The sequence below is a fragment of the Veillonella sp. ICM51a genome, from assembly GCF_000524355.1.
Lineage (GTDB): Bacteria > Bacillota > Negativicutes > Veillonellales > Veillonellaceae > Veillonella > Veillonella atypica.
The window spans coordinates 39,721-62,638 of record NZ_JAPX01000036.1 but is presented as its reverse complement, the minus strand read 5'-3'; the positions used below and the strand labels follow the sequence as shown (position 1 = coordinate 62,638).

Below are 22,918 nucleotides of genomic sequence, written 5' to 3'. Positions count from 1 at the left end.
GAGGATAAAATGGCAGTATCAGCAGATCTATATAGATCATTTTTAGGAGTTGGGTTGTATTTGTCATTTTCTCGCGCTGCAAAAGAGCTAGGTGTTTCGCAGTCCGCAATTAGTCAAAGTATCAAACAATTAGAAGGCGAATTAAAAATGCCTTTATTTGTGCGCACTACTAAATCGGTAGCATTTACGCCAGAAGGCAAGGAATTATTCGATACAGTAGCCAAAGCATTTTCCATTCTAGATAATGGGATTACGCAATTACAAGAACGGGTGAATCAAGCTTACGAAAGCTTGAATATTGCCGCTACAGATACACTATGTCGTCATTTCTTGTTGCCCTACTTTCATAAATGGCAATTGCAAGAAAATCAAATTGGCTTGCATATCATAAACAGACCGTCCCCAGATTGTGTGGAAATGGTCATTAATAAAGAAGTGCAGTTAGCTGTAGTTAATGACTACGAAGGTTTGCGTAGCAATACACAATTAGAAGTTACTACCTTGGCGAGCATCCAAGATATCTTTGTGGGCGGTCATGAATATAAAGGAGCAGGCTTCTTTGACCAAGGCCGCTTGCTCAGTGAGCCTATGTTGTTACTACAAAAGGGAACAGCTAGCCGTACTTTCTTTGATGAAGTAACGCATGGTGCTTGTAGTAAACCGCGTTTTGAATTGAGTAGTGTAGACGTTCTCCTCGATCTTGTGGAAATTAACATGGGAATCGCTATGTTGCCAAGTAATGTGGTGCAAGAAAAAATGCAAGAAGGTACTGTCGTAAAAATTGATACAGATATTCCTGTGCCAACGCGAGATATCGTACTTGTTCGGTCGCGTCTCGTTCCACAATCCGAAGGCGCTGCTAGATTTACAAATTTATTGACTAATCGTGAAGATAAACGAGACAAAGTTTTATAAATATGAATTACAAACACACTTTATTCTTTTTTTCAATAAAGTGTGTTTTTTTGTTGACCCTAAGCGTTGATTTACGTTAAAATTTAAAGATAGTTATGCGGAGGTAAAACGAAATGGAATTATTAAAACAACGCATTCGTGAAGAAGGTATTGTCTTAAACAATCGTGTATTAAAAGTTGATGGTTTTTTAAATCATCAAATCGATCCACATTTATTTAAAGCTATTGGTAAAGAAATTGCTGACCGCTATCGTGATGCTGGTGTTCAACGTATTGTTACCATTGAAGCATCTGGTATTGCCTTGGCATTGATGGCTGCTCTTGAACTAGATGTGCCATTAGTATTTGCTCGTAAGAAAAAATCTATTCTTATGGTCGATGATGTATATCATTCTGTTGTATATTCTTATACAAAAGAAGAAAATTATGACATTACAATTTCTAAAAAATTCTTGCCAGCAGGCGAAAAAGTTTTAATTATTGATGACTTCTTGGCCTCTGGTGAAGCAGCTATGGGGCTTGCTAAACTTGTAAAAGATGCAGGCGATGAAGTGGTTGGTATGGCAATTGCTATTGAAAAGTCTTTCCAACCAGGTCGTGAACGCTTAGAAAATGCTGGTTTCCGTGTTGAATCCTTAGTGCGCATCAAAGAATTTAAAGATAATAAATGTGTTTTTATAGAGGACTAGTCCTATAGTTTTTTGCGGAGAGAGGTAGAATAATGAACGTAAAAGCTGAGAAATTTGATGTACTAGTAGCGGACATTGAAAAATCTGGTAATACATGGTTTACAAAGGATGTTATTGAAGGCGATGAATACAATACGGTTGTATACCATGGTCGTTTAGAAATTCATGGTAATTCTTTACCTGTTTTTATCGTGTTGGATGATTCTGTATTCTCCTATATTCGTGTTGCAGTTACAACAACGAGCATTACAGATGCAGCCATTAAAAAAGTATTGCCTAAATTGAATGAGCTTAACCAACAATTTAAAGTGACAAAATACTATGTAAATGATGAAGACAGCAATATTTACACTGATATTTCTGTGCCATCTACAGCTGAAACATTTGAACCAGCAGTATTGGTTAATCTTATGTTAGAGGTTATTAAACCGCATTTAGATGAAGTTCATCCAGAAATTTTGAAAATTGTAGGACAAGTAAAATAAGAGGTTAGTATGAATCCTAAAGCATTAGCCTTTGATAAATTTATGAAGGCAGAAGAAGTAACGGCTTTTGAGCGCAAAGATTTTGATGATGAAGATGGTACAGTTGTATATCGATCTTATATTAAATCACCGCTTTGGGATATGCCGATGTTCGTGATCTTAGATAATAGTATTTACAGTGTTATCCGTTTAGTGCTTGGTCCTGAAAAGGTAACAGCGCAGAATATGGCGGCCATTAATGCATTGATTAATCGTGAGAATGCAATGTATAAAAACTATAAATTCTATATTGATGAACAAGATTCTACATTGTATTTAGATTGCGTCTACATGTGTGCTAATGATGAGTTTATACCAGAGTTGATGTATGCTTTAATGACGTCGATTGTGGATTATATTCCTGAGGCCGTTGGCGATTTAAAAGCTGCTTTTGAAATCAATGTACAATAAAATATGATATTCCTTATAAGATAGTATATCGTGTGAATAGGGAATAGAATACAAGGGACTTCCATACCTATGTGTGGAAGTCTTTTTTTATCAATGTACATTCGTATATAATAATTATTATTCGTATCATACTGTGTAATTTTTAACATAAGCACTATATAGTTCGGAATATAACGAACAATTATAAAAACTAATATAATTATTATTCGAAAAATGATTGACCGATACAAATTGGTCTGATACAATTTAGATACAGATAAGGAGGCGTTATCATGAAGAGACATATGAACCTAACATCCGTTACTATTATGACTATTTCTGCTAACGCTATCAGTGCGTAAACTCGGCCTTTTTAGGTCGAGTTTTTTTATTAAGGAGGAACAATGAAGGTTGGCATTATCATGGGCAGTAAATCTGACCTAGACACGATGAAAAAAGCATCTGCTATATTAGATGAATTCAATATTCCTTATGAAATGGTGATTGCTTCTGCGCATCGTACACCAGAGGCTGTTAAGTCTTTTGTGGAACGCCTTGAAGCAGAAGGAGCAATCGCTTTTATCGCAGGTGCAGGCGCTGCAGCCCATCTACCTGGAGTGGTGGCAAGTTTTACAACCGTACCTGTTATCGGTATTCCTCTTAATGCAACCGCATTAAAGGGCATTGATTCCCTCTTGGCAATCGTACAAATGCCGTCTGGTATGCCAGTAGCAACAATGGCCGTAGATGGTGCTAAAAATGCAGCACTATTTGCAGTACAAATCGGTGCTACTTTCAACAAGGAACTAAAAGAAAAATATGTTGCCTATCGCAAAGATATGGCTGACAAGGTTTTAGCAGATAATGCTGCATTACAAGCAGAATTAAATAAATAATTATTACATAGGAGGATTACTATCATGGCTAATATCGATTTGGAAAAATTAACACTTTTATACGAAGGCAAAGCAAAACAAGTGTATCAAACAGATGACAAGGAAACATATATTGTTCACTACAAAGATGATGCCACTGCATTTAATGGTGAAAAACATGATACTATCCTTGGTAAAGGCGTATTGAATAATAAAATTTCCTCATTCTTCTTTGAATTATTGAAAAAAGAAGGCGTTCCAACACATTTCGTTCGTCGTGAAGATGACCGTAACCAAACAGTATTGACGTTGAACATTGTTCCTCTAGAAGTTATCGTTCGTAATATTGCTGCTGGTTCTATGGCTAAACGTTTTGGCATTGAAGAAGGTACGCCTCTTAAACATCCAATTCTTGAATTCTGCTACAAAAATGATGAACTTGGCGATCCATTTGCCAACGAATCTCAAATCACAGCTCTTGGCTGGGCTACGCAAGAACAATTGGATAGAATTTCCGAAATTACTATGAAGGTTAACGATATCCTTAAAAACTTCTTGGCTACTAAGAATGTAACATTAGTCGATTTTAAACTTGAATTTGGTACACATAATGGAGAAGTATTGCTTGGTGACGAAATTTCTCCTGATACATGCCGTTTCTGGGATGCAACAACAGGTGAAAAACTCGACAAAGACCGTTTCCGTCGCGACCTTGGCAATATCGAAGAAGCTTATAAAGAAATGTTATTCCGCTTAACGGGCGAACGTGCATAACCTGGGGGTTATTGATGAACTACGATCCAATTTTTGACAAATGGCATGAAGAATGTGGCGTCTTTGGTGTGTTTGACCGCACTGTTGACGTTGCACGATATGTATACTGGGGATTGTTTGCCCTTCAACACCGCGGTCAAGAAAGTGCAGGTATCGCTATTACCGATGGTAATGAAGTGGCTCTAAAAAAAGGTATGGGTTTATTGACTGAGGCTATCAAGGAATTACCAACATTAAAAAGCCATATGGGGACTGGTCATGTTCGGTATTCTACAACAGGCTCTAATAATCCACGTAATATTCAACCTCTTGTAATCCATTATCAAGGTGGCCAAATTGCAGTAGCCCATAATGGCAATTTGACGAATGCTCTAGGCATCCGTCGTCAACTTGAAGCAGATGGTTCCATTTTTCAAACAACTATGGATTCAGAGGTTATCGTTAACTTAATTGCTCGTTCTAAGGCTGATACGCAAGAGGAACGCATTGCTGATGCGGCACGTCAAATTGAAGGGGCCTTTTCCTTGGTTATTACAACTAATGACTCTCTCGTTGGGGTTCGCGATCCTCAAGGCTTTAGACCTCTTTGCTTAGGTAAGACTGAACATGGCTATGTGTTATCTAGTGAAAGCTGTGCTTTTGATGCTATAAAGGCTGAATTTATTCGCGATATTGACCCAGGTGAGATGGTTATCATCGATGATCGTGGTGTGCGCAGCACAATCTATGCAGAACCTCAAAAAATTGATAAAAAACTTTGTGTCTTTGAATATATTTATTTTGCGCGCTCCGATAGTAAAATCGATGGCCAATCTGTATATGAAACACGACTCAATATGGGACGTGAACTATATAATGAAACTAAATATGATGCAGATATCGTCATGTCTATTCCCGACTCTGGCACGACGGCTGCTCTTGGATATGCTCGTGCATCGGGCATCCCTTTTGCAGAAGGTTTGATTAAAAATCGATACAGTGGACGTACATTTATCAAACCTAATCAAGAAGAGCGGGAACTAGCTGTGCGTATGAAGCTAAATGCTATGCCAGAGGTTGTAGGCGGTAAACGTATTGTATTAATCGATGACTCTATCGTGCGTGGTACCACAAGCGGCCTTATCGTTAAGATGTTAAAAGAGGCAGGCGCTAAGGAAATCTATATGTGTGTTAGCTCGCCGGCTATCGAATATTCTTGTCACTATGGTATTGATACGTCGGTTCGTAAAGAATTGATTGCGGCCACACACACAATCGAAGAAATTAAAGATTATATTAAGGCAGATAAATTGCATTATCTATCAAAAGAAGGCTTGTGCCGAGCTATTAGCGGCGTGCCAGAAGCGGATTTATGTTTCGCTTGTTTCAATGGCGATTACAGGGTAGATGTGCCTACAGAACAAGAGGAAGGGGTCAAATATGTGCTCGAATAAAACAGGATTAACCTATCGTGATGCAGGTGTAGATATCGATGCCGGTAATAAAGCCGTAGAGTTGATGAAAGAATCCGTAAAAAGAACATACACAGCAGGTGTTGTAGGTGATTTAGGTGGCTTTGGTGGACTATACTCCTTAGCAGGTCATTCCATGGAAGAACCAATGCTCGTATCTGGCACAGACGGTGTTGGCACAAAATTGCGCCTCGCTATCATGATGGATAAACATGATACGATTGGACAAGACTGTGTGGCCATGAGTGTAAATGATATTCTTGTGCAAGGGGCAACGCCTCTGTTCTTCTTAGACTATGTAGCGGTTGGTAAACTTGATCCCGTACAAGTCGCTGATATCGTACGTGGCGTCGCTAATGCTTGTGAAGAATCAGGTTGTGCTCTCCTTGGTGGGGAAACAGCTGAGATGGCTGGTTTCTATGGTGAAGGTGACTATGATGTGGCAGGTTTTGCCGTAGGTATTGTAGATCGTCCTAAACTGATTACAGGTGAACATATTAAATCTGGTGATGTCATTCTTGGTTTGCCATCCTCCGGTGTTCATTCCAATGGTTTCTCCTTGGTTCGTAAAATCGTTTTCGACCATAAGGGTTTCTCTATAGATCAAGACATTCCAGAATTTGGTAAAACCCTTGGCGAAGAACTATTAACACCAACACGCTTGTATCCTAAAGCTGTATTACCGTTGATTAAAGAAAACTATATCAAAGGTATGGTTCATATCACAGGTGGTGGTTTCTATGAAAACATTCCACGCGTACTACCAAATGGCGTAACTGCTGAGGTAGATTGTGATACATGGCCACGCCTTCCTGTGTTTACAAAATTGCAAGAATGGGGCAATGTGGATTGGCATGAAATGTACCGTACGTTTAACATGGGTATCGGTATGATTCTCATCGTCGATGCCGATGATGTAGATACGGTGAAAGCTAATCTTGAAAGCCGAAATGAAGCAGTATATGAAATTGGTCGTATCGTTGCAGGCGAAGGTCCTGTTGTCGTAAAAGGGGCGGTATTTAATGACTAATTCCGTATCTAAAAAGCGTCTTGCTCTATTTGCCAGTGGTAGAGGCTCAAATGGCGAAGCCTTGTACAAGGCGATGCAAGAGGGCCTTATCAATGGCGAGTTTGTCGTTATTATTACAGACCATGCAGATGCAGGTATTGTAGAACGCTCTAAAGGATGGGGCATTCCACTTATTGCTATTGAACGTAGTCAATTTGATTCAAAGCAAGCCTTTGAACAAGCTCAATTGGATGCTCTTAAGCCGTATTGTGTTGATGGTATTGTGTTGGCAGGCTACATGCGTATTGTAGGGGCTGGTCTTATTGCTCGCTATGAACATAAGATTTTAAATATTCATCCTGCTCTATTGCCATCCTTTCCAGGGCTTCATGGTCATCAACAGGCTATTGATGCGGGCGTAAAAGTAACAGGTTGTACCGTTCATTTTGTAGATGCCGGTATGGATACAGGTCCTATCATCATGCAAAATACGGTTCCTGTCTATCCAGATGATACAGAGGATACTTTGTCCGAACGATTATTGCCCGTAGAACATGCGACCTATCGTGAAGCACTTCGCTTGTTCTGTGAAGATGCATTACGTATAGAAGGACGCAATGTACATTATATTTAGGAGGAACGATGATTCAAAACGCATTACTTAGTGTTTCTGATAAAACAGGTATTGTCGACTTTGCCAAAGGTCTTGTAGACTTAGGGGTGACTATCTATTCTACAGGTGGCACGTTGAAAGCTATTTCTGATGCAGGCGTTCCTGCAAAGGCTGTAGAATCTCTTACCGGTTTTCCTGAAATGATGGATGGTCGTGTAAAGACGTTACATCCAAAGGTACATGGTGGCATCTTAGCGATTCGTGATAATGCCAAGCATCAAGCCGCTATGGAAGAACACGGTATTTTACCAATCGATTTAGTGGTTGTAAATTTATATCCTTTCCGCGAAACGATTGCAAAACCAAATGTTTCATTAGAAGATGCTATTGAAAATATAGATATTGGGGGCCCGACTATGGTGCGCTCTGCGGCTAAAAATAATGCATATGTAGGCATTGTGGTTAACCCTGATCACTATGATGAAATTTTAGAAATGCTTAGAACAAATGGTGCATTGACGCAAGACTATCGTTTTGCACTTGCTAAAGAAGCCTTTGCTCATACAGCTGCTTATGATACAGCGATTGCTAATTATATGAGTGGTGTTATTGGAGAAGGCCCTACACCTCCTGAATATTTAAGTGCTTATGAAAAGGTTATGGACCTTCGTTATGGCGAAAATCCTCATCAAAAGGCAGCTTTTTATAAAGAAATTGGCAAGGCTCATGGCATGGGGGCATTAAAACAACTACACGGTAAGGAATTATCTTATAACAATATTGTAGATATGGAAGCTGCGTGGAATATGGTGTGGGAATTTACGGATCCTGCGGCATGTATTATTAAACATACTAATCCATGCGGTGCCGCAACGGCAGCAACATTGCATGATGCGTATGTCAATGCCTATGAAGCCGATTCTGTATCCGCTTTTGGTGGCATCGTTGCGTTAAATCGCGAAGTTGATGCGGCCACTGCCGAAGAAATGAGCAAGATTTTCTTAGAAGTTATCATGGCGCCAGCTTTCACAAAGGAAGCTCTAGATATTTTGGAAGCGAAGAAAAATATTCGTCTCATCGAGTTATCTAAGCCTGAATCTGGTCAAGTAACTGTGAAAAAGGTGTCTGGCGGTATGCTCGTACAAACGGAAGATGACATCGTAGAAGACCGTGCTAATTATAAGGTTGTTACAAAGGCGCAACCTACAGAAGAACAATGGAAAGCTCTTGAATTTGCATGGAAGCTTGTAAAGCATGTAAAGTCCAATGCTATCTTAATTTCTAACGAGAAACGAACACTAGGTGTTGGTGCCGGTCAAATGAATCGCGTTGGATCGGCTAAAATTGCACTTGAACAAGCTGGAGAGGCTGCAAAAGGGGCTGTTCTTGCATCTGATGCGTTCTTCCCATTTGGCGATACCGTAGAAACAGCGGCTGAACATGGTATAGCTGCTATTATCCAACCAGGTGGTTCTATCCGTGATGAAGAATCCATTAAAGCTGCTGATGAAGCAGGTATTGCGATGGTATTTACAGGCATTCGTCATTTTAAACATTAGAGGTAACTATGAAGGTTTGCATAATCGGTAATGGCGGCCGCGAACACGCTATAGCGTGGCGTTTATCCATCAGTCCGAGTGTAGAAAAGGTGTATGCCGTTCCTGGCAGTGCGGCTATGAAAAATTGTGCTGAACTAGTAGGCATTGATTGGTCTCATACGGATCATCTTATCCGTTTTTTGAAAGATAATAAGGTGGACCTTGTTGTTGTAGGTCCTGAAGCGCCTCTTGTGGCAGGTCTTGCAGATGCGTTGCATGAAGCAGGAATCCCTGTGTTTGGGCCTTCCAAGGCGGCTGCTCAATTGGAAGGTTCTAAGGTCTTTGCTAAAGATCTTATGAAAAAATATAATATCCCTACAGCTGCTTACGGTGTATTCTCCAATGTAGATGAAGCAAAACAATTCATCGCCAAAACAGGGGCCCCTATTGTGGTGAAAGCAGATGGCCTAGCAGCTGGCAAGGGTGTTGTAGTGGCAATGACTGTTGAAGAAGCTAATGCAGCCGTTGATGACATGCTAAGCGGAAATCGCTTTGGCGAGGCTGGTAGTACCGTTGTTATTGAGGAATTCATGGCAGGTGAAGAAGCGAGCCTTCTTGCCTTTGTAGATGGTAAGACCGTAGTTCCTATGATTGCCTCTCAAGATCATAAACGTATCTTTGATGGTGATAAGGGTCCTAATACAGGCGGTATGGGAACCTATGCACCAGCACCTGTGCTAACTGATGCATTGCGCGATGAAGCCATGAAGACCATTTTAGAGCCTATGGTAGCAGCCATGGCAAAGGAAGGTATGCCATATGTGGGCTGTCTTTATGCAGGCCTTATGATTACTAGTGAAGGCCCTAAGGTCGTGGAATTTAATGCACGCTTTGGCGATCCAGAGACACAAGTGGTATTACCATTGTTGGAAGGTGATTTAGGACAAATTATGATGGCCTGTGCTACAGGTACATTACAATCTAATATGGTGAAATGGAAAGACTCTTCTGCTGCCTGTGTCATTCTCGCTTCAAAAGGCTATCCAGAAACCTCGTCTAAAGGCGATGTCATCTTAGGTGAACTTGTACAATATGATACATCCATCATTTTCCATTCTGGTACGAAGTTAGAAGGTGACCATTATGTCACGAATGGTGGTCGTGTTCTTGGCGTTGTGGGACTGGGTAAGGATTTGCGAACCGCTTTAGACCGTGCCTATGAGCGTGTTGATCATATTACATTTAAGGGCATGCAATATCGTAAGGATATTGGTGCAAAAGCTTTCAAATAATACATAATCCCCTATACTATATGCATATGCATACGGTGTAGGGGATTTTTATTGCCTATAATTTAGTATGTACCCGTGATATAATAATATCGATATACATAGAAACACCAATGTAGATGACATTTGGTGATGTAATAGAGTCTGTTTTCTTTGTAATAGCGATATACCATTATGATTTATAATAAAGAACCGTTACAACTGAATAGTCCTGTAGCCTTTTGGCTTAATTTCCCCAATGAGGAACGTGTTTTTTGGGTGGACCGGCAAAGTAATCGTATTGTTGTAGGCGCTAAACGTCTAGCCACAGTTAAAGATGATGAGGATCGCCATAATTATGCGTATGTATTTTATGGGGATACTTTTTTTGACACATCAAAGGATCCTAAGTGGTCGGGAATGGGGCATGAAATGATTGCGTTCACCCATTACTACATCGTAGAAAATGGAGAAGCCTTTTATTTGCATGCTGGTGAAAGTGTTAGCATCGAAGATATAGAAGTGCCTCATATTCGTCATGATTTCCGTGAAACTAGTGATGATAAAGGCGATTGGGACCACTTAATGAATGCCATTTCAGATGGCATCGGCCGTGGAGAGATGACAAAGGTGGTCGCATCCCGTGAGGTGCAATTCACAAGTGATACACCGTTTAATGTGGCGAGTATCTTGACCAATTTGGTTGAAAATAATCCGAACTGTTTCATCTTTGGCTATGAGAAGGATGGGCGCACCTTTGTGGGGGCCTCTCCTGAAATTTTGGTGCGTCATCGTGGTAGCGAAATCCTTAGTTATGCACTGGCTGGAACCGCGCCAAAGGATGGCCCTAATGCGTGGACTAAGGAACAGTTGCTAAGTGATAAGAAAAATCTCTTTGAACATAATATCGTCCGTGACCGTATCGTGAACACGATAAAGCAAATCACTCCAGACGTTACGGTGGGGGAAACTGGCATTATGGAGTTAGCTCATCTCTATCATTTACGTACCATTATTACTGCAAAAGATAGCACAAAATCTCTCGTAGAATGGGCAAAATTACTACATCCAACACCGGCTCTTGGTGGTGAACCACGAGAGAAGGCGATGGCTCTCTTAGAAACATACGAAGCTCATGAGCGCGGTATGTACGCTGCACCATTTGGTTTTATGAAGGATATGGGGGATGGCATTGTTGTCGTTGCCATTCGTTCTGCCTTGATTATGGATAATATTCTCTATGCCTATGCAGGATGTGGTGTGGTTGCCGATTCTGATGCGGATGAAGAATATATAGAGACTAATAATAAAATGCGTACTATTCTAGATGCATTGTAAATGGTAAAGATCTAGTGCGAAAAAATATGATGCGGAATATATCCTCATCTATATTACGGAGAAATTACATGAATGAATATATCGCCGCCTTGGTAGATGAATTCGCCCAATTAGGCATCACATATGCCGTGTTTAGCCCTGGTTCGCGCTCTACAACGATGGCCATGCTATTTAGGGAACACGGTGCTTTTGAAACCTATATGAATATTGACGAAAGGTCCGCAGGATTTATGGCCTTAGGCATCGCAAAGGCCCATAGAAAGCCTGTAATTCTCGTGTGCACGTCGGGCTCAGCGGTAGCACATTATATGCCAGCTGTACTAGAAGCACAATATAGCGGTGTACCCTTGATTATTTTATCCGCAGATAGGCCTCACACATTGCAACATGTAGGGGCTCCACAAACGGTAGATCAACAAAAAATATTTGGTACAGCTGTTAATTATTACGAGGAATTGGCAGTACCACAACAGGAGCATTACTATACATATCCGCGCCTAGTAGCTCGTAAGGCTTATATGAAGGCTATGGATGTGAAAAGGGGACCGGTGCATATTAATGTACCGCTCTTTGAGCCATTGGTACCGGAGTTAGATAGGAAACATTTTGAATGTGGCAGGCAACCATTTTCTGTTGTTCCGGCTGCTATTCAGCCAGGTGATGCATGCACTATCTATGACCTCCTTGCAAATAAAAAAGTGCTTATCTTAGCAGGGCCAAGTACGAATCTTGAGGATGCCGATGCCATTCTTGGTCTATCTAATATATTCCATGCGCCAATATTAGGTGATCCATTGTCCAATATGCGTCGTGTTTATGATGAACGAGTCATTACATCTTATGATGCATTGCTTTCACAAGAGGTGTATCGAGATACATTGCGACCAGATTGCATTTTACAAATTGGTCAGATGGTCGTATCTAAACGCGTTCAGCAGTGGGTGGCATCCATGCAACATATCCCAATCATATCTGTTAGCCCTACAATGGACTATACAAACCCTGCAGGAAACACGATCCTCTTTGTACAATCGACACCACAAGGTTTGGTTGATGCACTGAATATGGAGATTTCTGAGCTTCATGTAATGGCAAATGAGGTCCATGCAGAAGTCGCTGATGAGGAACTCAATACAGTTGATAATGGCTATTTGGCTACGTGGATTGATGCAGACGGTGTAGGCCGTAAACAACTCGATACAGTAGCTAGGGAACAAGAGCTATTTGAAGGATATACGATTCATCTATTACAAGAATTGTTGCCGAAGAATAGCCAACTTGTGGTTGCCAATAGTATGAGTATTCGAGATATGGATTATTTCTGGTCTGGTAATCGTCACAGTGCTATTATCTATGGTAACCGTGGCGTTAACGGTATTGATGGTACCGTTTCTACCGCCCTTGGCATCGCTACAAATGGCATGCCTACCGTATTGCTTACGGGGGACTTAACCTTCTTTCACGATTTGAATGGCCTCGCCGTGGCAAAAACGCACCCCTTAAATGTAACCATCATTGTTCACAATAATGATGGGGGTGGTATTTTTGAATATTTGCCGCAAAAGGGAACGCCGTATTTTGATTATTTATTTAGTACCGCACAAGGCCTAGACTATAGTGGCCTTGCGACACTATATGGTATCGACTTTGTATGTGTGTCGAGCAATGATGAATTGAAAAATGCGTTACAAAACTATGTTGGAACAGCAGGTGTTCACGTTATTGAAATCCCCACATCTAAAGAACGAAGTCGGGAATTACATGCGCTATATACGACGATTCCTACAAACAAGGAGGACCAACTATGAGCCAATATGCTTGCAGTATTATAGATAACTCCCTATTCAATCCAGCACTTCGCATGTATGTCGATCTTGGTGAGTATCGATATGGGGTGACGCTAGCTGGCGCCGGTAAACCTCTTGTGTGTTTACATGGTTTTTCTGAGTCTGGTTATACCTGGGATGGCATCGTTGTGCCAGGCTATCAACTTATCCGTATCGATACGATTGGACATGGGGATTCGGATATTCCAGAGGATGAGACTGCCTTTTCTATTCCTACTATGCTCAACGATTTACATACGGTAATTTCTGCCGTGGCTGGTGAAAGCTATTCTCTCATGGGATACTCCATGGGGGCACGATTAGCTTTACTATATGCTCTTGAGTATAGTTCTGAAATTGAAAACCTCATCTTAGAAAGTGGTTCTGTTGGCATTGAATCAGAGGTAGAGCGACAAGCGCGTAAAGCTGCTGATGAACAATTAGCACTAGCTATAGAAGATAATGATGGAGAGTGGTTTGCTACTAAATGGGCTAACATTTCTATTTTTGAAAGTCAACATCAGCTTTCACCAGTTGTACAAGATAAGTTGTTTCAACGTCGGTCTCATAATAGTCCTTATGCATTAGCGGCTACATTGCGTGGCTCGGGGCAAGGTGTAATGCCCTTTGTGGGTCATCGCTTACAAGAATTATCCATGCCATCTTTATATATTAGTGGCGCACTAGATACAAAATATACTACAATAGGAGAAGAACTGTTTAGTAATATACCAAACTGTGAACATGTCATCGTCAATGGGGCGGGACATAATGTACATTTAGAAAAGCCAGGCCCATTTATGACGGTCTTAGCAGATTTTTTATATAAGGAAAGGTAATATCCATGAGCAAATTTGATTGGAAAGTATTGGATCGTAATTATGAAGATGTAATTTACGAAACCTATAATGGTATTGCAAAAATCACGATTAATCGCCCAGAAGTGCGCAACGCATTTCGCCCTAAAACCGTAATTGAGCTTATTGATGCATTCACAATTGCTCGCGACGATGCAGAAATCGGCGTTATTATCTTGACTGGTGCTAACCACGGCCAAGGTGAAGATAAAGAGGCATTCTGCTCTGGCGGTGACCAACGTGTGCGTGGCAATGGTGGTTATGTAGGCGATGACAATATTCCTCGTCTTAACGTACTTGACTTGCAACATTTAATCCGCATCATTCCAAAACCTGTTATCGCTATGGTAAATGGTTTTGCCATCGGTGGTGGACATGTATTGCACATCGTATGCGACCTTACCATCGCTTCTGAAAATGCAAAATTTGGTCAAACAGGTCCTCGCGTAGGTTCCTTTGATGCTGGTTATGGTGCTGGCTATTTAGCACGCATGATTGGTCACAAACGCGCTCGTGAAGTATGGTTCCTTTGCCGTCAATACACGGCTGCGCAAGCTTATGAAATGGGCATGGTTAACTGCGTGGTACCATTCGACAAATTGGAAGAAGAAACAGTTCAATGGTGTAATGAAATTTTGGCATTGTCCCCAATGGCATTGCGTATGTTAAAAGCATCCTTCAACGCAGATACTGATGGCCTTGCAGGTTTACAACAATTTGCAGGCGATGCAACATTGATGTACTATACAACAGATGAAGCTAAAGAAGGCCGTGATGCGTTCAAAGAAAAACGCAAACCAGACTTCAAACAATTCCCTAAATTCCCTTAATCGGAATATGGTTATCAGTCCTTATGTATGGACCTGAACCCTTTACATAATAAGCAGTGCGCCTCTATATGAGGCGCCTTTCTTATACGTATATGTTTTATAGTATTATGGCTAGCTAAGAGGTGAGATGATGGAATGGTTACGATATGGAAAACAGTACTATCCGAATCGTATATGTATGAATAATTACACCTATCAGGATATATATAGTGCTGTTGTGAACGTGGCGACGCGATTACAAACACTGTCAGATACACGTATCGCTATAGTGTCGGATAACTCCGTAACAATGGCTGTTTATCTCTTGGCAGCCATGCTAGTCCGCAAAGAGGTACTCTTATTAAATGTTCATCTTACAGCGGGCGAAATAGAAAATCAGTTATGCCAGCTGCATATTACAACTGTGTTACACAGTGCTAAGCGATGTGGCCAAGTACCTAAATCGGTAACGTCTATGGAGTTCGAATCTATGGAGTCTATGTTGCATAATGAGGAAAAGGATATCTTTGATTGGATTGTTAATGATAATGATATAGCAGCTATCATGAATACCAGTGCTACAACGGGGCAGTTTAAATCAGTGCCACTTCGTTGGAGTCAAATTAAGGCGCATGTACAAGCATCACAAGAGGTGCTAGGTAGGTCTGAACAGGACAATTGGCTCATGGTATTGCCCTTATTTCATGTGAGTGGCTTATCTATTTTGATGCGATCACTCTACAATGGAACCGCAATGACAATCATGGAATCCTATGATGAAGAACAAGTGTTGCAATGTATTCATGATGGTCGCATCAATATGATGTCTTTAGTACCTACCATCTTAAAAAATTTGGAACCTCGCATTATACATCATCAATTGCGTGTCATCTTATTGGGCGGTGAGTTTATACCAAGACCTCTAGTTGATGCATGTGTGGAGAAACAACTTCCGATTTATAAAACATATGGCATGACAGAAACCTTTAGTCAAAGTGTGACCATGCCTGTATTATTAAATCTAAATAAACTCGATTCGGTAGGTAAACCCTTGCCGGGGATGACCGTACATATCGTAAATCCTGATGTCGATGGGGTCGGGGAAATCCATTTGAATGGGCCTATGGTTATGAGGGGTTATATTAATCGCGAGCCGATTCATGGCGATTTTAATACCGATGATATGGGTTATGTCGATGAAGATGGTTTTTTATACATCTTAAATCGCCGTACAGATTTGATTATTTCTGGAGGCGAGAATATCTATCCGAAGGAAATTGAAGATACTGTGTATGCTATGCAAGGTGTGAAGGAATGTGCGGTTATTCCTGTAGCCGATACGAAATGGGGGCAGGTGCCCGCACTATTTGTTGCTTTTGATGATATAGATGCATTAGGTACCGATTCGAAAATGATCGTGCGAGACTATATTTCTAGTAAGCTAGCCAAATACAAGGTGCCTAAATACATTACAATTATGGATGCATTGCCACGTAATGGGACAGGTAAGATTATGCGTAAGTCGTTGGCCGCCCATCTCGATATGACTGCGTCAAATGGAGGTTCTCATGAATGATGTATTGAACTTTAAATCCATAACGACGTATCGTGTGGCTTTGCCGTTAAAGTTTGAATTTAAAACGGCTAAGGGTACTGTTCGTGTTCGTGAAAGTATCATCGTTCGTATCGAGGATCAACAAGGCTATGTTGGATACGGGGAATGTGTCGCTTTCACAGACCCTTTTTATACGGCGGAAACTGTTGATTCCGCATGGAAACAATTGGTGGATACCTATATTCTAGAGTTGCGCTTGATGCGGCCAAAACCATTAATGGCCTATATTCGGCAGTTACAATTTTGGTTAAAGCGCGATAATATGCCCATGACGATAGCAGGCCTTGAAAATGCTTTAATTAATCTAGATTGCAACCGAAAAGGCGTGAACTCTGTGTCGTATATCATGGGGCAGTCTTTAGAATCAACTATTTCCAATGGCATCGTCATTGGTGACGTGTCCATGGATGAACTATTAGGTATCGTGGAACAGCATGTAGCCAATGGTTGTAAACGAATTAAACTCAAGGTATCGCCTCGTGATGGTTATGAACGGACACGACTTGTGCGTGATGCTTATCCAGAATTAGCCTTAGCTGTTGATGCTAATCAAAGTTATACCTATGACCAGCTGGATATGGTGGCTGCCTATAATGATTTGAATTTACTATGCATAGAGGAACCCTTTAGCATGACGAATTTGACTACCTATAAAGCGTGGAAGGAATCGTTGCCTAATTGGCCTATTACGACCTCTATTTGTTTAGATGAGTCGATTTTATCCTATGATGACTTATCTTATGCAATCGAGTGTAGATTAATCGATGTACTCAATGTGAAAGTAGGTCGTCTTGGGGGCTTAATACAGACGCGAGCCGCTATTTTACGATGCCGCGAAGCAGGTATTCCCTACTGGATTGGTAGCATGGTTGAATCAGGAATCTCAAAGATATTACATGTTCAACTTGCTGCCTTAGGTGATACCTATATGGCAGGGGATTTATCTGATTCTAGTCGCTATTTTGAACATGACCTTATCAATCCAGCAATTTTATTTACCGATGGGGCCATGCAGGTGCCTAATGGTGCTGGTCTTGGCGTTGATGTATTGGATAATCGTATTGAAGAATATACAGTGGAGAAACGAACACTATGACAATGATAGACGCATTACAAATCGATTGTGTAGAGCTAACCGGACCTACCAGTGGGCAAGGGGTGATGCATTTAACTAGTTATCATGCGCAGCCACAAGGCTATCTCAATGGTGGAGCTACCTTGGCCTTTGGTGAAATTTTATCGGGGATGCTCAGCAATCAACTGATTCAAGATGATCAATTTGCTGTAGGACAATCGGTAACCGCAAATCACATGCGCCCTATGAAAGCAGAAGGCGATTTGATTGCTAAAGGACAGCTACTCTTACAAGGGAAAACATCTCATGTTTGGCGCTTTGATATGTATGATGAAAGCCATCGCTTGATATCTCAGGTTACCGTAACCTGTGCGATAGTACCTAAAAATCGATAAGAAAAAAAGACCTCTTTCGTAGTAAATACGTTTGTAGAGGCAGATAACAGCAAAATTCTCCACCGGCCGGGTCTGTCTACGCCCTTCGGGCTTCGCAGGGCCAAAGTCGAATTTTGCTATCATCTGCCTCTTTTTCGTATTAACCTAACAAAAGAGGTCTTTATTTTCTTGTGATTTTATAGAGTGCTTCGATATCTGGGATATCATAGATGGCCCAAGTTCCGTCACCGATGTGCTTCATAAGTACTCGGATGGGAGCTGTTTGGTTTGTTTTTGTGTTGTGAATCGTTACGGTTACTGTAGCGGTATCGCCATCATCTTCAGAGGTAATGTTCTTGATTTCCAAATGGCGTTGTTTAAATAATTCACCTCGTTGGATGCGGTCTACCATAGAAAACGTATTGGATGTGTCTTCGCTTTCAACATCTGAATCACTACTATTTTGCGATTTGAAACTATCTGGATCCTCTACATATTTACGAATTACATCATCAAGAAGGGCTGGTCCAAATGTTTTTGTTGCTGCCACAGCGGCCTTGCCTAATGGTGAGGATGTATCCACATAGGTGTTGCCCTCGCGGGTAACGATATTTTTAACCAATGATGTTGTATCGATGTGCTCCAATACCGTATCCGCATCTTTGTTTTCAACGGCTTCACGGATAGTTTGGAACGTATAGACTGGTGTATGAGGAATATACCATAAGAAATACCACATAGCGCTCAGTGCAGCTATGATGGCAATAATGATTGCTATTGTTAATGTTTTTGATTTCATAATGTTGCTCCGATGTATATAATACATATATTTTAACACATAAATTTCTCCTTCTCTATAGTTGTCAGCGCTTTAGATTATAGGTATAATAAAGTGTATTCATTTTATATTCATCATTAAAATGAATGTGTAAGAGAGGAGTTAGAAATGAAAGACAAATTAATACTAAAAGCTCTGGTTTGCAGTGCTTTTATGTGCAGTCTAAGTGTGGGAACGATGGCTGCAGATGTGAGTACTGATGTAAAAGTCGGGGATACTGAACAAAGTAACTGGATGGATCGTACGGATATCGGTATTGGGTTACAAGATACTCAGAAAGATTCTTATCATGATTATGCAATGCCTAATAAACAAATGACTGATAATAATCTAAGCTATGATACACGATTCCATTATCATAATCATAATTCTAAGCAGAAAATGAACGCAAAGTATTTTATAGAAACATTGCAACCTATAAAGAAATATGGCAAAAATGTCAAATCTATGGTGTTTGCACAAGGGCGCTTAGATGGTAATGGTGGCGAAAAAGTTTCCACTACTACATATTGGAATGGTTCGGATTCAGATCTTGGAAGAATTGACGGTCAAGGAATGTATATTGATAAAGGTGAAGTAGTAGAACATGATACTCTTGGTGTTGTCGGTACTGCTGGTATTGGCTATCGCCGTCTTAGTACACATGAGCATGCCTACGTCGGTGCCAATGTATTCTATGACTATGCTTTTAAGGATAAATTTTCTCGTGTTAGTGCAGGATTAGAATATGTAGCTGGTCTAAATACGATTAGTGTCAATGTATACCATGGACTATCAGAAAAAAAGGTGGGGCCTTATGACATTAACACACCTTTACGTCAAGTACCACGGGCAATAGATTTTCATGATAGCTCTAGTACACCACCTGATGGTATTCATAGAACACCCCGATATTCTTATGAACATGTATTGGATGGCTTTGATATACGGTATACACGAGATTATAAGAATGCCCGTTGGCTATCTAGTTATGTGGAAGGATATCATTGGAAAACAAAAGCACCAGGAGAACATCCAGCAGAGATGTTCTATATTGACCAACATAAGTGGCAATCCATACATGGGCTAAAGGTAGGCGCTAAAATGAATGTGACGCCTCATATCTCTGTAGACTTAGGAATTGGTAAAAGTAATATTAGTTCTGTAGAACCGTATGTATCTGTTATGTATACTTTAGGTAAGTCTAGATATGCGTACTTTGGTGGTAAACATAGTGAAAATGTGATGACTTCGGCACGTTCTAAGATGTTTGATAAGGTTAAACGCAGTGATATGAAGGTTGAGTATTATTGGGAACAAGACTTGCGTGACGGTCCTTGGGATCATTTATAATTAGTATCATATCTGTAGAAATACTATATAATAATTAATTTAATATAGTTATATTTGAATTGGCACCTAAAGTTCCCTTGTAGAATTTTAGGTGCCAATTTTATTTCTGTAATTTGGGGATATAATCTGGAGTATATTGAAGTATACTGAATATAAATGGCTATTATATACGATTTTTGATGTATAATTCTTATTTCTATATATTTTGGAGAAATTCATCAAAAAATTAGAAAAAAGTACTTGCATTATATTAGTGGCTCATGTTAATATATACGAGTAGTCAACGAGAGTTGATACGCGGCCCCGTGGTGTAGCGGTTAACATGTCGCCCTGTCACGGCGAAGATCGTCAGTTCAAATCTGATCGGGGTCGCCATTTTTTTTTACAAAAAACATGCCTCGGTAGCTCAGTCGGTAGAGCAACGGACTGAAAATCCGTGTGTCGACAGTTCGATTCTGTCCTGAGGCACCATTTTGTATTCCGCGCGGTTGTGGTGGAATGGCAGACACGCCATCTTGAGGGGGTGGTGAGCGTACGCTCGTGAGGGTTCAAGTCCCTCCAACCGCACCAAGCTGATTAAATAAGGGTTTACAGGTAATTCTGTAAGCCCTTATTTTTGTTTGACATCATAAAGTCTTGCGTGGTTTGACATCATTTTGACATCAGAATATTTTAGAGATACGTTCCACGATGTCATCTTTCATTTTAGGTGTCACATGTGAGTAGGTATCCATTGTTTCTTGGAATGAAGCATGGCCTAGGCGTTCTTGTATGGCTTTCATATTTGCTCCATTTTCGATGAGTAGGGTTGCATGGGTATGTCTAGTACCATGCATAGTAAAAGAGGGCTTACCGATTAAACTGGCGTATTTCTTACATATTTTGCTGACCTCATCAGGACATCGAGGACCGCCTTTTATACCAGGGAATACAAGATTATTATTAATCCAGTTCATGGTTTTAATTCTGCGCTTGTCTATGACTATTTTATGCTTCATAAGCTCCTGGAGTGTTTCCGTATCAATGGCAATTATCCGTTTTGAGGATGTGGTCTTAGTTGTATTAGATATAACTGCAGTAGATCCGATTTTGAGGGCTGTTTGTGAAATGGATATAGTTGATTTTTTGAAATCGATATCAGACCATCGCAATCCTAATAATTCAGACCGCCGCATACCTGTTGCAAATGCTAATTTAAATAGTGCATGATGTTCTGTATTTGATATATTGGATAAGAAGTCTTTTACTTCATCTGCAGATAACGTTACCATATGACGGACTTTTACCTGCTTTGGGCGGTCTATGTTTTTCATGTAGTTTTTAGGGATGATATCATCTTTTACCGCCTGCTCTAATATGGATCCTAGAATTGTCATGGTGTATGATATAGTTCTTGATGATAATCCATCCATTGATTCAAAAACATACCGTAATGTATTAGGTTTAATTTCGGCTAACTTCACGCCACCGATTTTATCTCTTATGTAACGATTGATAATACCAGTATAACTTTGATAGGTGGCAGGGGTTATGGTCTTTTCTTTTAGTTGTAACCATATATTAACCCAGGTGTTTAATGAAATAGTATCATCGAAATTAGCACATGATTGATTAGTATTTATGTATTTCTCCATAGCTTCTATGGCTGCTTTCCTGGTAGTGCCATAAAAGAATTTACGCTTACCGTTGATGGTTTTCGATACCTGGTATCGTCCATCGGCTCTCTTTTTTGCCATAAAAATAACCTCCTAGGCCTAAATTTGGGTATATTAAATAAGCCTTAGAGGTTTTGTGGTATAATAATAGTATTCTTTGGTATATGCCTCTAAGGTGTGTATCATGGCCCCTATTCTGTTGGTAGCAGAGTAGGGGCTGTTTTTTTATTAGTTTTGTGTTTTTGGAGTGTATTTACCAGTGCGCTGTGCATTTCCTAGGGCACCCATAGCTTCTAGATACCCATAAGTATTTGGTTGTAATTCAACGCGTTTAGGTTTCTCCCCTTATGTGTAATTACACATTAAAATGATGATAAAAGTCGATATTTTCTAATTCCGAATCATCTATATGTGACCTACGAACCATTTGTTCGACAAGGTTCACGTGTTCATCTAAGTAAAAATCATCATTAATAATATGCATTAATTCATGTTTAATTTCCTCTCTCATGCGATCATGAGGGAGGTTTTTGTTTATGTAGATATTATGAGTATCTACATCTTCACATTCCTCTGACACAGCATTGGCATGTGGCAAGTCGCAGTAAATCAAATTTACAACCAACGATAACACTCTCCCTTGTGTGTATTACTTGTGTTTAGATTTTAAGAACTCTATGTATTTGACGGTTTCTTCCATGTCCTCTTTAGACATATCTTTTGCAGCGGAGAAGAGCATGCGTGCACCTGGTCTAGTGCGTAAGTACTCCGCGAACTCTGCTGCTTCAGGGTCATCATAATATCCTTCAGTAGGCTTGGGTTCTCTTGATTGTTGGGAATCAGTCCAACCCATTAAATATGCAGGCGTAGTGTTAAGAGCTTTAGCTAATGGTTCAAGAACGTCAATTGGCATGTTCTCAATATCACCATTTTCATATCTATATATAGTAGCTCTGTTTTTATTTAACATCTTAGCCAATGCATCCGCTGTATACCCTAATTCTAATCTTCTTTGCTTTATACGTTCTCCGATTCTCATGGGAAGCCTCACTTTCTAGTTATTTACATAATACAATACAAATCGCAAAAATGCAACAATTTTTCTTAAAATATTTATAAAATCGCATATAATGCGAAAAATATTGTTGACATG

23 protein-coding genes and 3 tRNA genes are annotated in these 22,918 nt (G+C 40.2%); 22 read left to right on the top strand and 4 right to left on the bottom strand.

Features of this window, described 5'->3' with window-relative positions:
* The first annotated feature begins 9 nt into the window (after window positions 1-9).
* The 18 genes from HMPREF1504_RS06460 (at window position 10) to HMPREF1504_RS06375 (ending at window position 17,961) form a co-directional block, all read left to right on the top strand.
* On the top strand, window positions 10-915 hold the full coding sequence (locus tag HMPREF1504_RS06460) for a LysR family transcriptional regulator (RefSeq protein WP_005377632.1): 906 nt from the start codon (window positions 10-12) through the stop codon (window positions 913-915).
* Window positions 916-1,028: 113 nt separating this feature from the next.
* Window positions 1,029-1,604, top strand: a complete 576-nt coding sequence (locus HMPREF1504_RS06455; RefSeq protein ID WP_005380212.1) for a xanthine phosphoribosyltransferase — start codon at window positions 1,029-1,031, stop codon at window positions 1,602-1,604.
* Window positions 1,605-1,636: 32 nt separating this feature from the next.
* Entirely contained in the window at window positions 1,637-2,089 is a 453-nt protein-coding gene (locus tag HMPREF1504_RS06450; protein ID WP_038124485.1) for a hypothetical protein, read from the top strand.
* Between the two features lie 9 nt (window positions 2,090-2,098).
* A complete protein-coding gene (locus HMPREF1504_RS06445) occupies window positions 2,099-2,539 on the top strand; it encodes a hypothetical protein (protein WP_038124482.1) in 441 nt (146 codons plus the stop codon).
* A gap of 383 nt (window positions 2,540-2,922) precedes the next feature.
* Window positions 2,923-3,414, top strand: coding sequence for a 5-(carboxyamino)imidazole ribonucleotide mutase (purE, locus tag HMPREF1504_RS06440; protein WP_005377732.1), 492 nt, complete (start codon window positions 2,923-2,925; stop codon window positions 3,412-3,414).
* Between the two features lie 24 nt (window positions 3,415-3,438).
* A complete protein-coding gene (purC, locus tag HMPREF1504_RS06435; RefSeq protein ID WP_005377738.1) occupies window positions 3,439-4,167 on the top strand; it encodes a phosphoribosylaminoimidazolesuccinocarboxamide synthase in 729 nt (242 codons plus the stop codon).
* A gap of 14 nt (window positions 4,168-4,181) precedes the next feature.
* On the top strand, window positions 4,182-5,600 hold the full coding sequence (gene purF, locus HMPREF1504_RS06430; RefSeq protein ID WP_038124479.1) for an amidophosphoribosyltransferase: 1,419 nt from the start codon (window positions 4,182-4,184) through the stop codon (window positions 5,598-5,600).
* Complete coding sequence (purM, locus tag HMPREF1504_RS06425; RefSeq protein ID WP_005380238.1) at window positions 5,587-6,648, top strand: phosphoribosylformylglycinamidine cyclo-ligase; 1,062 nt, start codon at window positions 5,587-5,589, stop codon at window positions 6,646-6,648. The genes purF and purM overlap by 14 nt, the downstream gene beginning before the upstream one ends.
* On the top strand, window positions 6,641-7,261 hold the full coding sequence (purN, locus tag HMPREF1504_RS06420; protein WP_038124478.1) for a phosphoribosylglycinamide formyltransferase: 621 nt from the start codon (window positions 6,641-6,643) through the stop codon (window positions 7,259-7,261). The genes purM and purN overlap by 8 nt, the downstream gene beginning before the upstream one ends.
* 8 nt (window positions 7,262-7,269) lie before the next feature.
* A complete protein-coding gene (gene purH / locus HMPREF1504_RS06415) occupies window positions 7,270-8,799 on the top strand; it encodes a bifunctional phosphoribosylaminoimidazolecarboxamide formyltransferase/IMP cyclohydrolase (protein WP_038124475.1) in 1,530 nt (509 codons plus the stop codon).
* Window positions 8,800-8,807: 8 nt separating this feature from the next.
* A complete protein-coding gene (purD, locus tag HMPREF1504_RS06410; protein WP_038124473.1) occupies window positions 8,808-10,070 on the top strand; it encodes a phosphoribosylamine--glycine ligase in 1,263 nt (420 codons plus the stop codon).
* A 171-nt stretch (window positions 10,071-10,241) separates the two neighbouring features.
* A complete protein-coding gene (locus HMPREF1504_RS06405) occupies window positions 10,242-11,384 on the top strand; it encodes an isochorismate synthase (RefSeq protein WP_038124471.1) in 1,143 nt (380 codons plus the stop codon).
* 68 nt (window positions 11,385-11,452) lie between these two features.
* Window positions 11,453-13,192 (top strand): 2-succinyl-5-enolpyruvyl-6-hydroxy-3-cyclohexene-1-carboxylic-acid synthase, encoded by a 1,740-nt coding sequence (gene menD / locus HMPREF1504_RS06400; RefSeq protein ID WP_038124469.1) that lies wholly within the window; start codon window positions 11,453-11,455, stop codon window positions 13,190-13,192.
* The gene (gene menH, locus HMPREF1504_RS06395) at window positions 13,189-14,049 is read left to right on the top strand and encodes a 2-succinyl-6-hydroxy-2,4-cyclohexadiene-1-carboxylate synthase (RefSeq protein WP_038124466.1); all 861 of its coding nucleotides are present in this window, start codon (window positions 13,189-13,191) and stop codon (window positions 14,047-14,049) included. Before menD ends, menH begins: the two co-directional genes overlap by 4 nt.
* A gap of 5 nt (window positions 14,050-14,054) precedes the next feature.
* Window positions 14,055-14,897 (top strand): 1,4-dihydroxy-2-naphthoyl-CoA synthase, encoded by an 843-nt coding sequence (menB, locus tag HMPREF1504_RS06390; protein ID WP_005377688.1) that lies wholly within the window; start codon window positions 14,055-14,057, stop codon window positions 14,895-14,897.
* Between the two features lie 127 nt (window positions 14,898-15,024).
* Window positions 15,025-16,452 (top strand): o-succinylbenzoate--CoA ligase, encoded by a 1,428-nt coding sequence (menE, locus tag HMPREF1504_RS06385; RefSeq protein ID WP_038124465.1) that lies wholly within the window; start codon window positions 15,025-15,027, stop codon window positions 16,450-16,452.
* Complete coding sequence (gene menC, locus HMPREF1504_RS06380) at window positions 16,445-17,587, top strand: o-succinylbenzoate synthase (RefSeq protein ID WP_038124463.1); 1,143 nt, start codon at window positions 16,445-16,447, stop codon at window positions 17,585-17,587. The genes menE and menC overlap by 8 nt, the downstream gene beginning before the upstream one ends.
* The gene (locus HMPREF1504_RS06375) at window positions 17,584-17,961 is read left to right on the top strand and encodes a PaaI family thioesterase (RefSeq protein WP_005377685.1); all 378 of its coding nucleotides are present in this window, start codon (window positions 17,584-17,586) and stop codon (window positions 17,959-17,961) included. The genes menC and HMPREF1504_RS06375 overlap by 4 nt, the downstream gene beginning before the upstream one ends.
* Before the next feature lie 160 nt (window positions 17,962-18,121).
* Here HMPREF1504_RS06375 and HMPREF1504_RS06370 read toward each other — a convergent pair whose 3' ends face one another.
* Window positions 18,122-18,739 (bottom strand): DUF2939 domain-containing protein, encoded by a 618-nt coding sequence (locus HMPREF1504_RS06370; protein WP_038124585.1) that lies wholly within the window; start codon window positions 18,737-18,739, stop codon window positions 18,122-18,124.
* 147 nt (window positions 18,740-18,886) lie between these two features.
* Between HMPREF1504_RS06370 and HMPREF1504_RS06365 the strand changes: the two genes are divergently transcribed.
* From HMPREF1504_RS06365 to HMPREF1504_RS06350, 4 genes are all read left to right on the top strand, one after another.
* A complete protein-coding gene (locus HMPREF1504_RS06365) occupies window positions 18,887-20,110 on the top strand; it encodes an inverse autotransporter beta-barrel domain-containing protein (protein ID WP_038124461.1) in 1,224 nt (407 codons plus the stop codon).
* A gap of 299 nt (window positions 20,111-20,409) precedes the next feature.
* A tRNA-Asp gene (locus tag HMPREF1504_RS06360) sits at window positions 20,410-20,485 on the top strand.
* A gap of 20 nt (window positions 20,486-20,505) precedes the next feature.
* Window positions 20,506-20,581, top strand: a tRNA-Phe gene (locus HMPREF1504_RS06355).
* Window positions 20,582-20,594: 13 nt separating this feature from the next.
* A tRNA-Leu gene (locus HMPREF1504_RS06350) sits at window positions 20,595-20,680 on the top strand.
* 92 nt (window positions 20,681-20,772) lie between these two features.
* Here HMPREF1504_RS06350 and HMPREF1504_RS06345 read toward each other — a convergent pair.
* The 3 genes from HMPREF1504_RS06345 to HMPREF1504_RS06335 all read right to left on the bottom strand — a co-directional run bounded on the left by HMPREF1504_RS06345 (window position 20,773) and on the right by HMPREF1504_RS06335 (window position 22,804).
* Window positions 20,773-21,846: a site-specific integrase gene (locus HMPREF1504_RS06345; RefSeq protein ID WP_038124459.1), complete on the bottom strand. Its 1,074-nt coding sequence runs from the start codon at window positions 21,844-21,846 to the stop codon at window positions 20,773-20,775.
* Between the two features lie 274 nt (window positions 21,847-22,120).
* Window positions 22,121-22,399 carry an ImmA/IrrE family metallo-endopeptidase gene (locus HMPREF1504_RS10660; protein ID WP_024060127.1) on the bottom strand — a complete coding sequence of 93 codons (279 nt, stop codon included), beginning with the start codon at window positions 22,397-22,399 and terminating at the stop codon, window positions 22,121-22,123.
* Window positions 22,400-22,414: 15 nt separating this feature from the next.
* Window positions 22,415-22,804, bottom strand: a complete 390-nt coding sequence (locus tag HMPREF1504_RS06335) for a helix-turn-helix domain-containing protein (protein ID WP_038124457.1) — start codon at window positions 22,802-22,804, stop codon at window positions 22,415-22,417.
* Window positions 22,805-22,918 lie beyond the last annotated feature (114 nt).

Bases quoted from the DNA above. Each gene is read 5' to 3' on its own strand.
- HMPREF1504_RS06460 (WP_005377632.1), top strand. From the start codon at position 10: ATGGCAGTATCAGCAGATCTATATAGATCATTTTTAGGAGTTGGGTTG.
- HMPREF1504_RS06455 (WP_005380212.1), top strand. From the start codon at position 1,029: ATGGAATTATTAAAACAACGCATTCGTGAAGAAGGTATTGTCTTAAAC.
- HMPREF1504_RS06450 (WP_038124485.1), top strand. From the start codon at position 1,637: ATGAACGTAAAAGCTGAGAAATTTGATGTACTAGTAGCGGACATTGAA.
- HMPREF1504_RS06445 (WP_038124482.1), top strand. From the start codon at position 2,099: ATGAATCCTAAAGCATTAGCCTTTGATAAATTTATGAAGGCAGAAGAA.
- purE (WP_005377732.1), top strand. From the start codon at position 2,923: ATGAAGGTTGGCATTATCATGGGCAGTAAATCTGACCTAGACACGATG.
- purC (WP_005377738.1), top strand. From the start codon at position 3,439: ATGGCTAATATCGATTTGGAAAAATTAACACTTTTATACGAAGGCAAA.
- purF (WP_038124479.1), top strand. From the start codon at position 4,182: ATGAACTACGATCCAATTTTTGACAAATGGCATGAAGAATGTGGCGTC.
- purM (WP_005380238.1), top strand. From the start codon at position 5,587: ATGTGCTCGAATAAAACAGGATTAACCTATCGTGATGCAGGTGTAGAT.
- purN (WP_038124478.1), top strand. From the start codon at position 6,641: ATGACTAATTCCGTATCTAAAAAGCGTCTTGCTCTATTTGCCAGTGGT.
- purH (WP_038124475.1), top strand. From the start codon at position 7,270: ATGATTCAAAACGCATTACTTAGTGTTTCTGATAAAACAGGTATTGTC.
- purD (WP_038124473.1), top strand. From the start codon at position 8,808: ATGAAGGTTTGCATAATCGGTAATGGCGGCCGCGAACACGCTATAGCG.
- HMPREF1504_RS06405 (WP_038124471.1), top strand. From the start codon at position 10,242: ATGATTTATAATAAAGAACCGTTACAACTGAATAGTCCTGTAGCCTTT.
- menD (WP_038124469.1), top strand. From the start codon at position 11,453: ATGAATGAATATATCGCCGCCTTGGTAGATGAATTCGCCCAATTAGGC.
- menH (WP_038124466.1), top strand. From the start codon at position 13,189: ATGAGCCAATATGCTTGCAGTATTATAGATAACTCCCTATTCAATCCA.
- menB (WP_005377688.1), top strand. From the start codon at position 14,055: ATGAGCAAATTTGATTGGAAAGTATTGGATCGTAATTATGAAGATGTA.
- menE (WP_038124465.1), top strand. From the start codon at position 15,025: ATGATGGAATGGTTACGATATGGAAAACAGTACTATCCGAATCGTATA.
- menC (WP_038124463.1), top strand. From the start codon at position 16,445: ATGAATGATGTATTGAACTTTAAATCCATAACGACGTATCGTGTGGCT.
- HMPREF1504_RS06375 (WP_005377685.1), top strand. From the start codon at position 17,584: ATGACAATGATAGACGCATTACAAATCGATTGTGTAGAGCTAACCGGA.
- HMPREF1504_RS06370 (WP_038124585.1), bottom strand. From the start codon at position 18,739: ATGAAATCAAAAACATTAACAATAGCAATCATTATTGCCATCATAGCT.
- HMPREF1504_RS06365 (WP_038124461.1), top strand. From the start codon at position 18,887: ATGAAAGACAAATTAATACTAAAAGCTCTGGTTTGCAGTGCTTTTATG.
- HMPREF1504_RS06345 (WP_038124459.1), bottom strand. From the start codon at position 21,846: ATGGCAAAAAAGAGAGCCGATGGACGATACCAGGTATCGAAAACCATC.
- HMPREF1504_RS06335 (WP_038124457.1), bottom strand. From the start codon at position 22,804: ATGAGAATCGGAGAACGTATAAAGCAAAGAAGATTAGAATTAGGGTAT.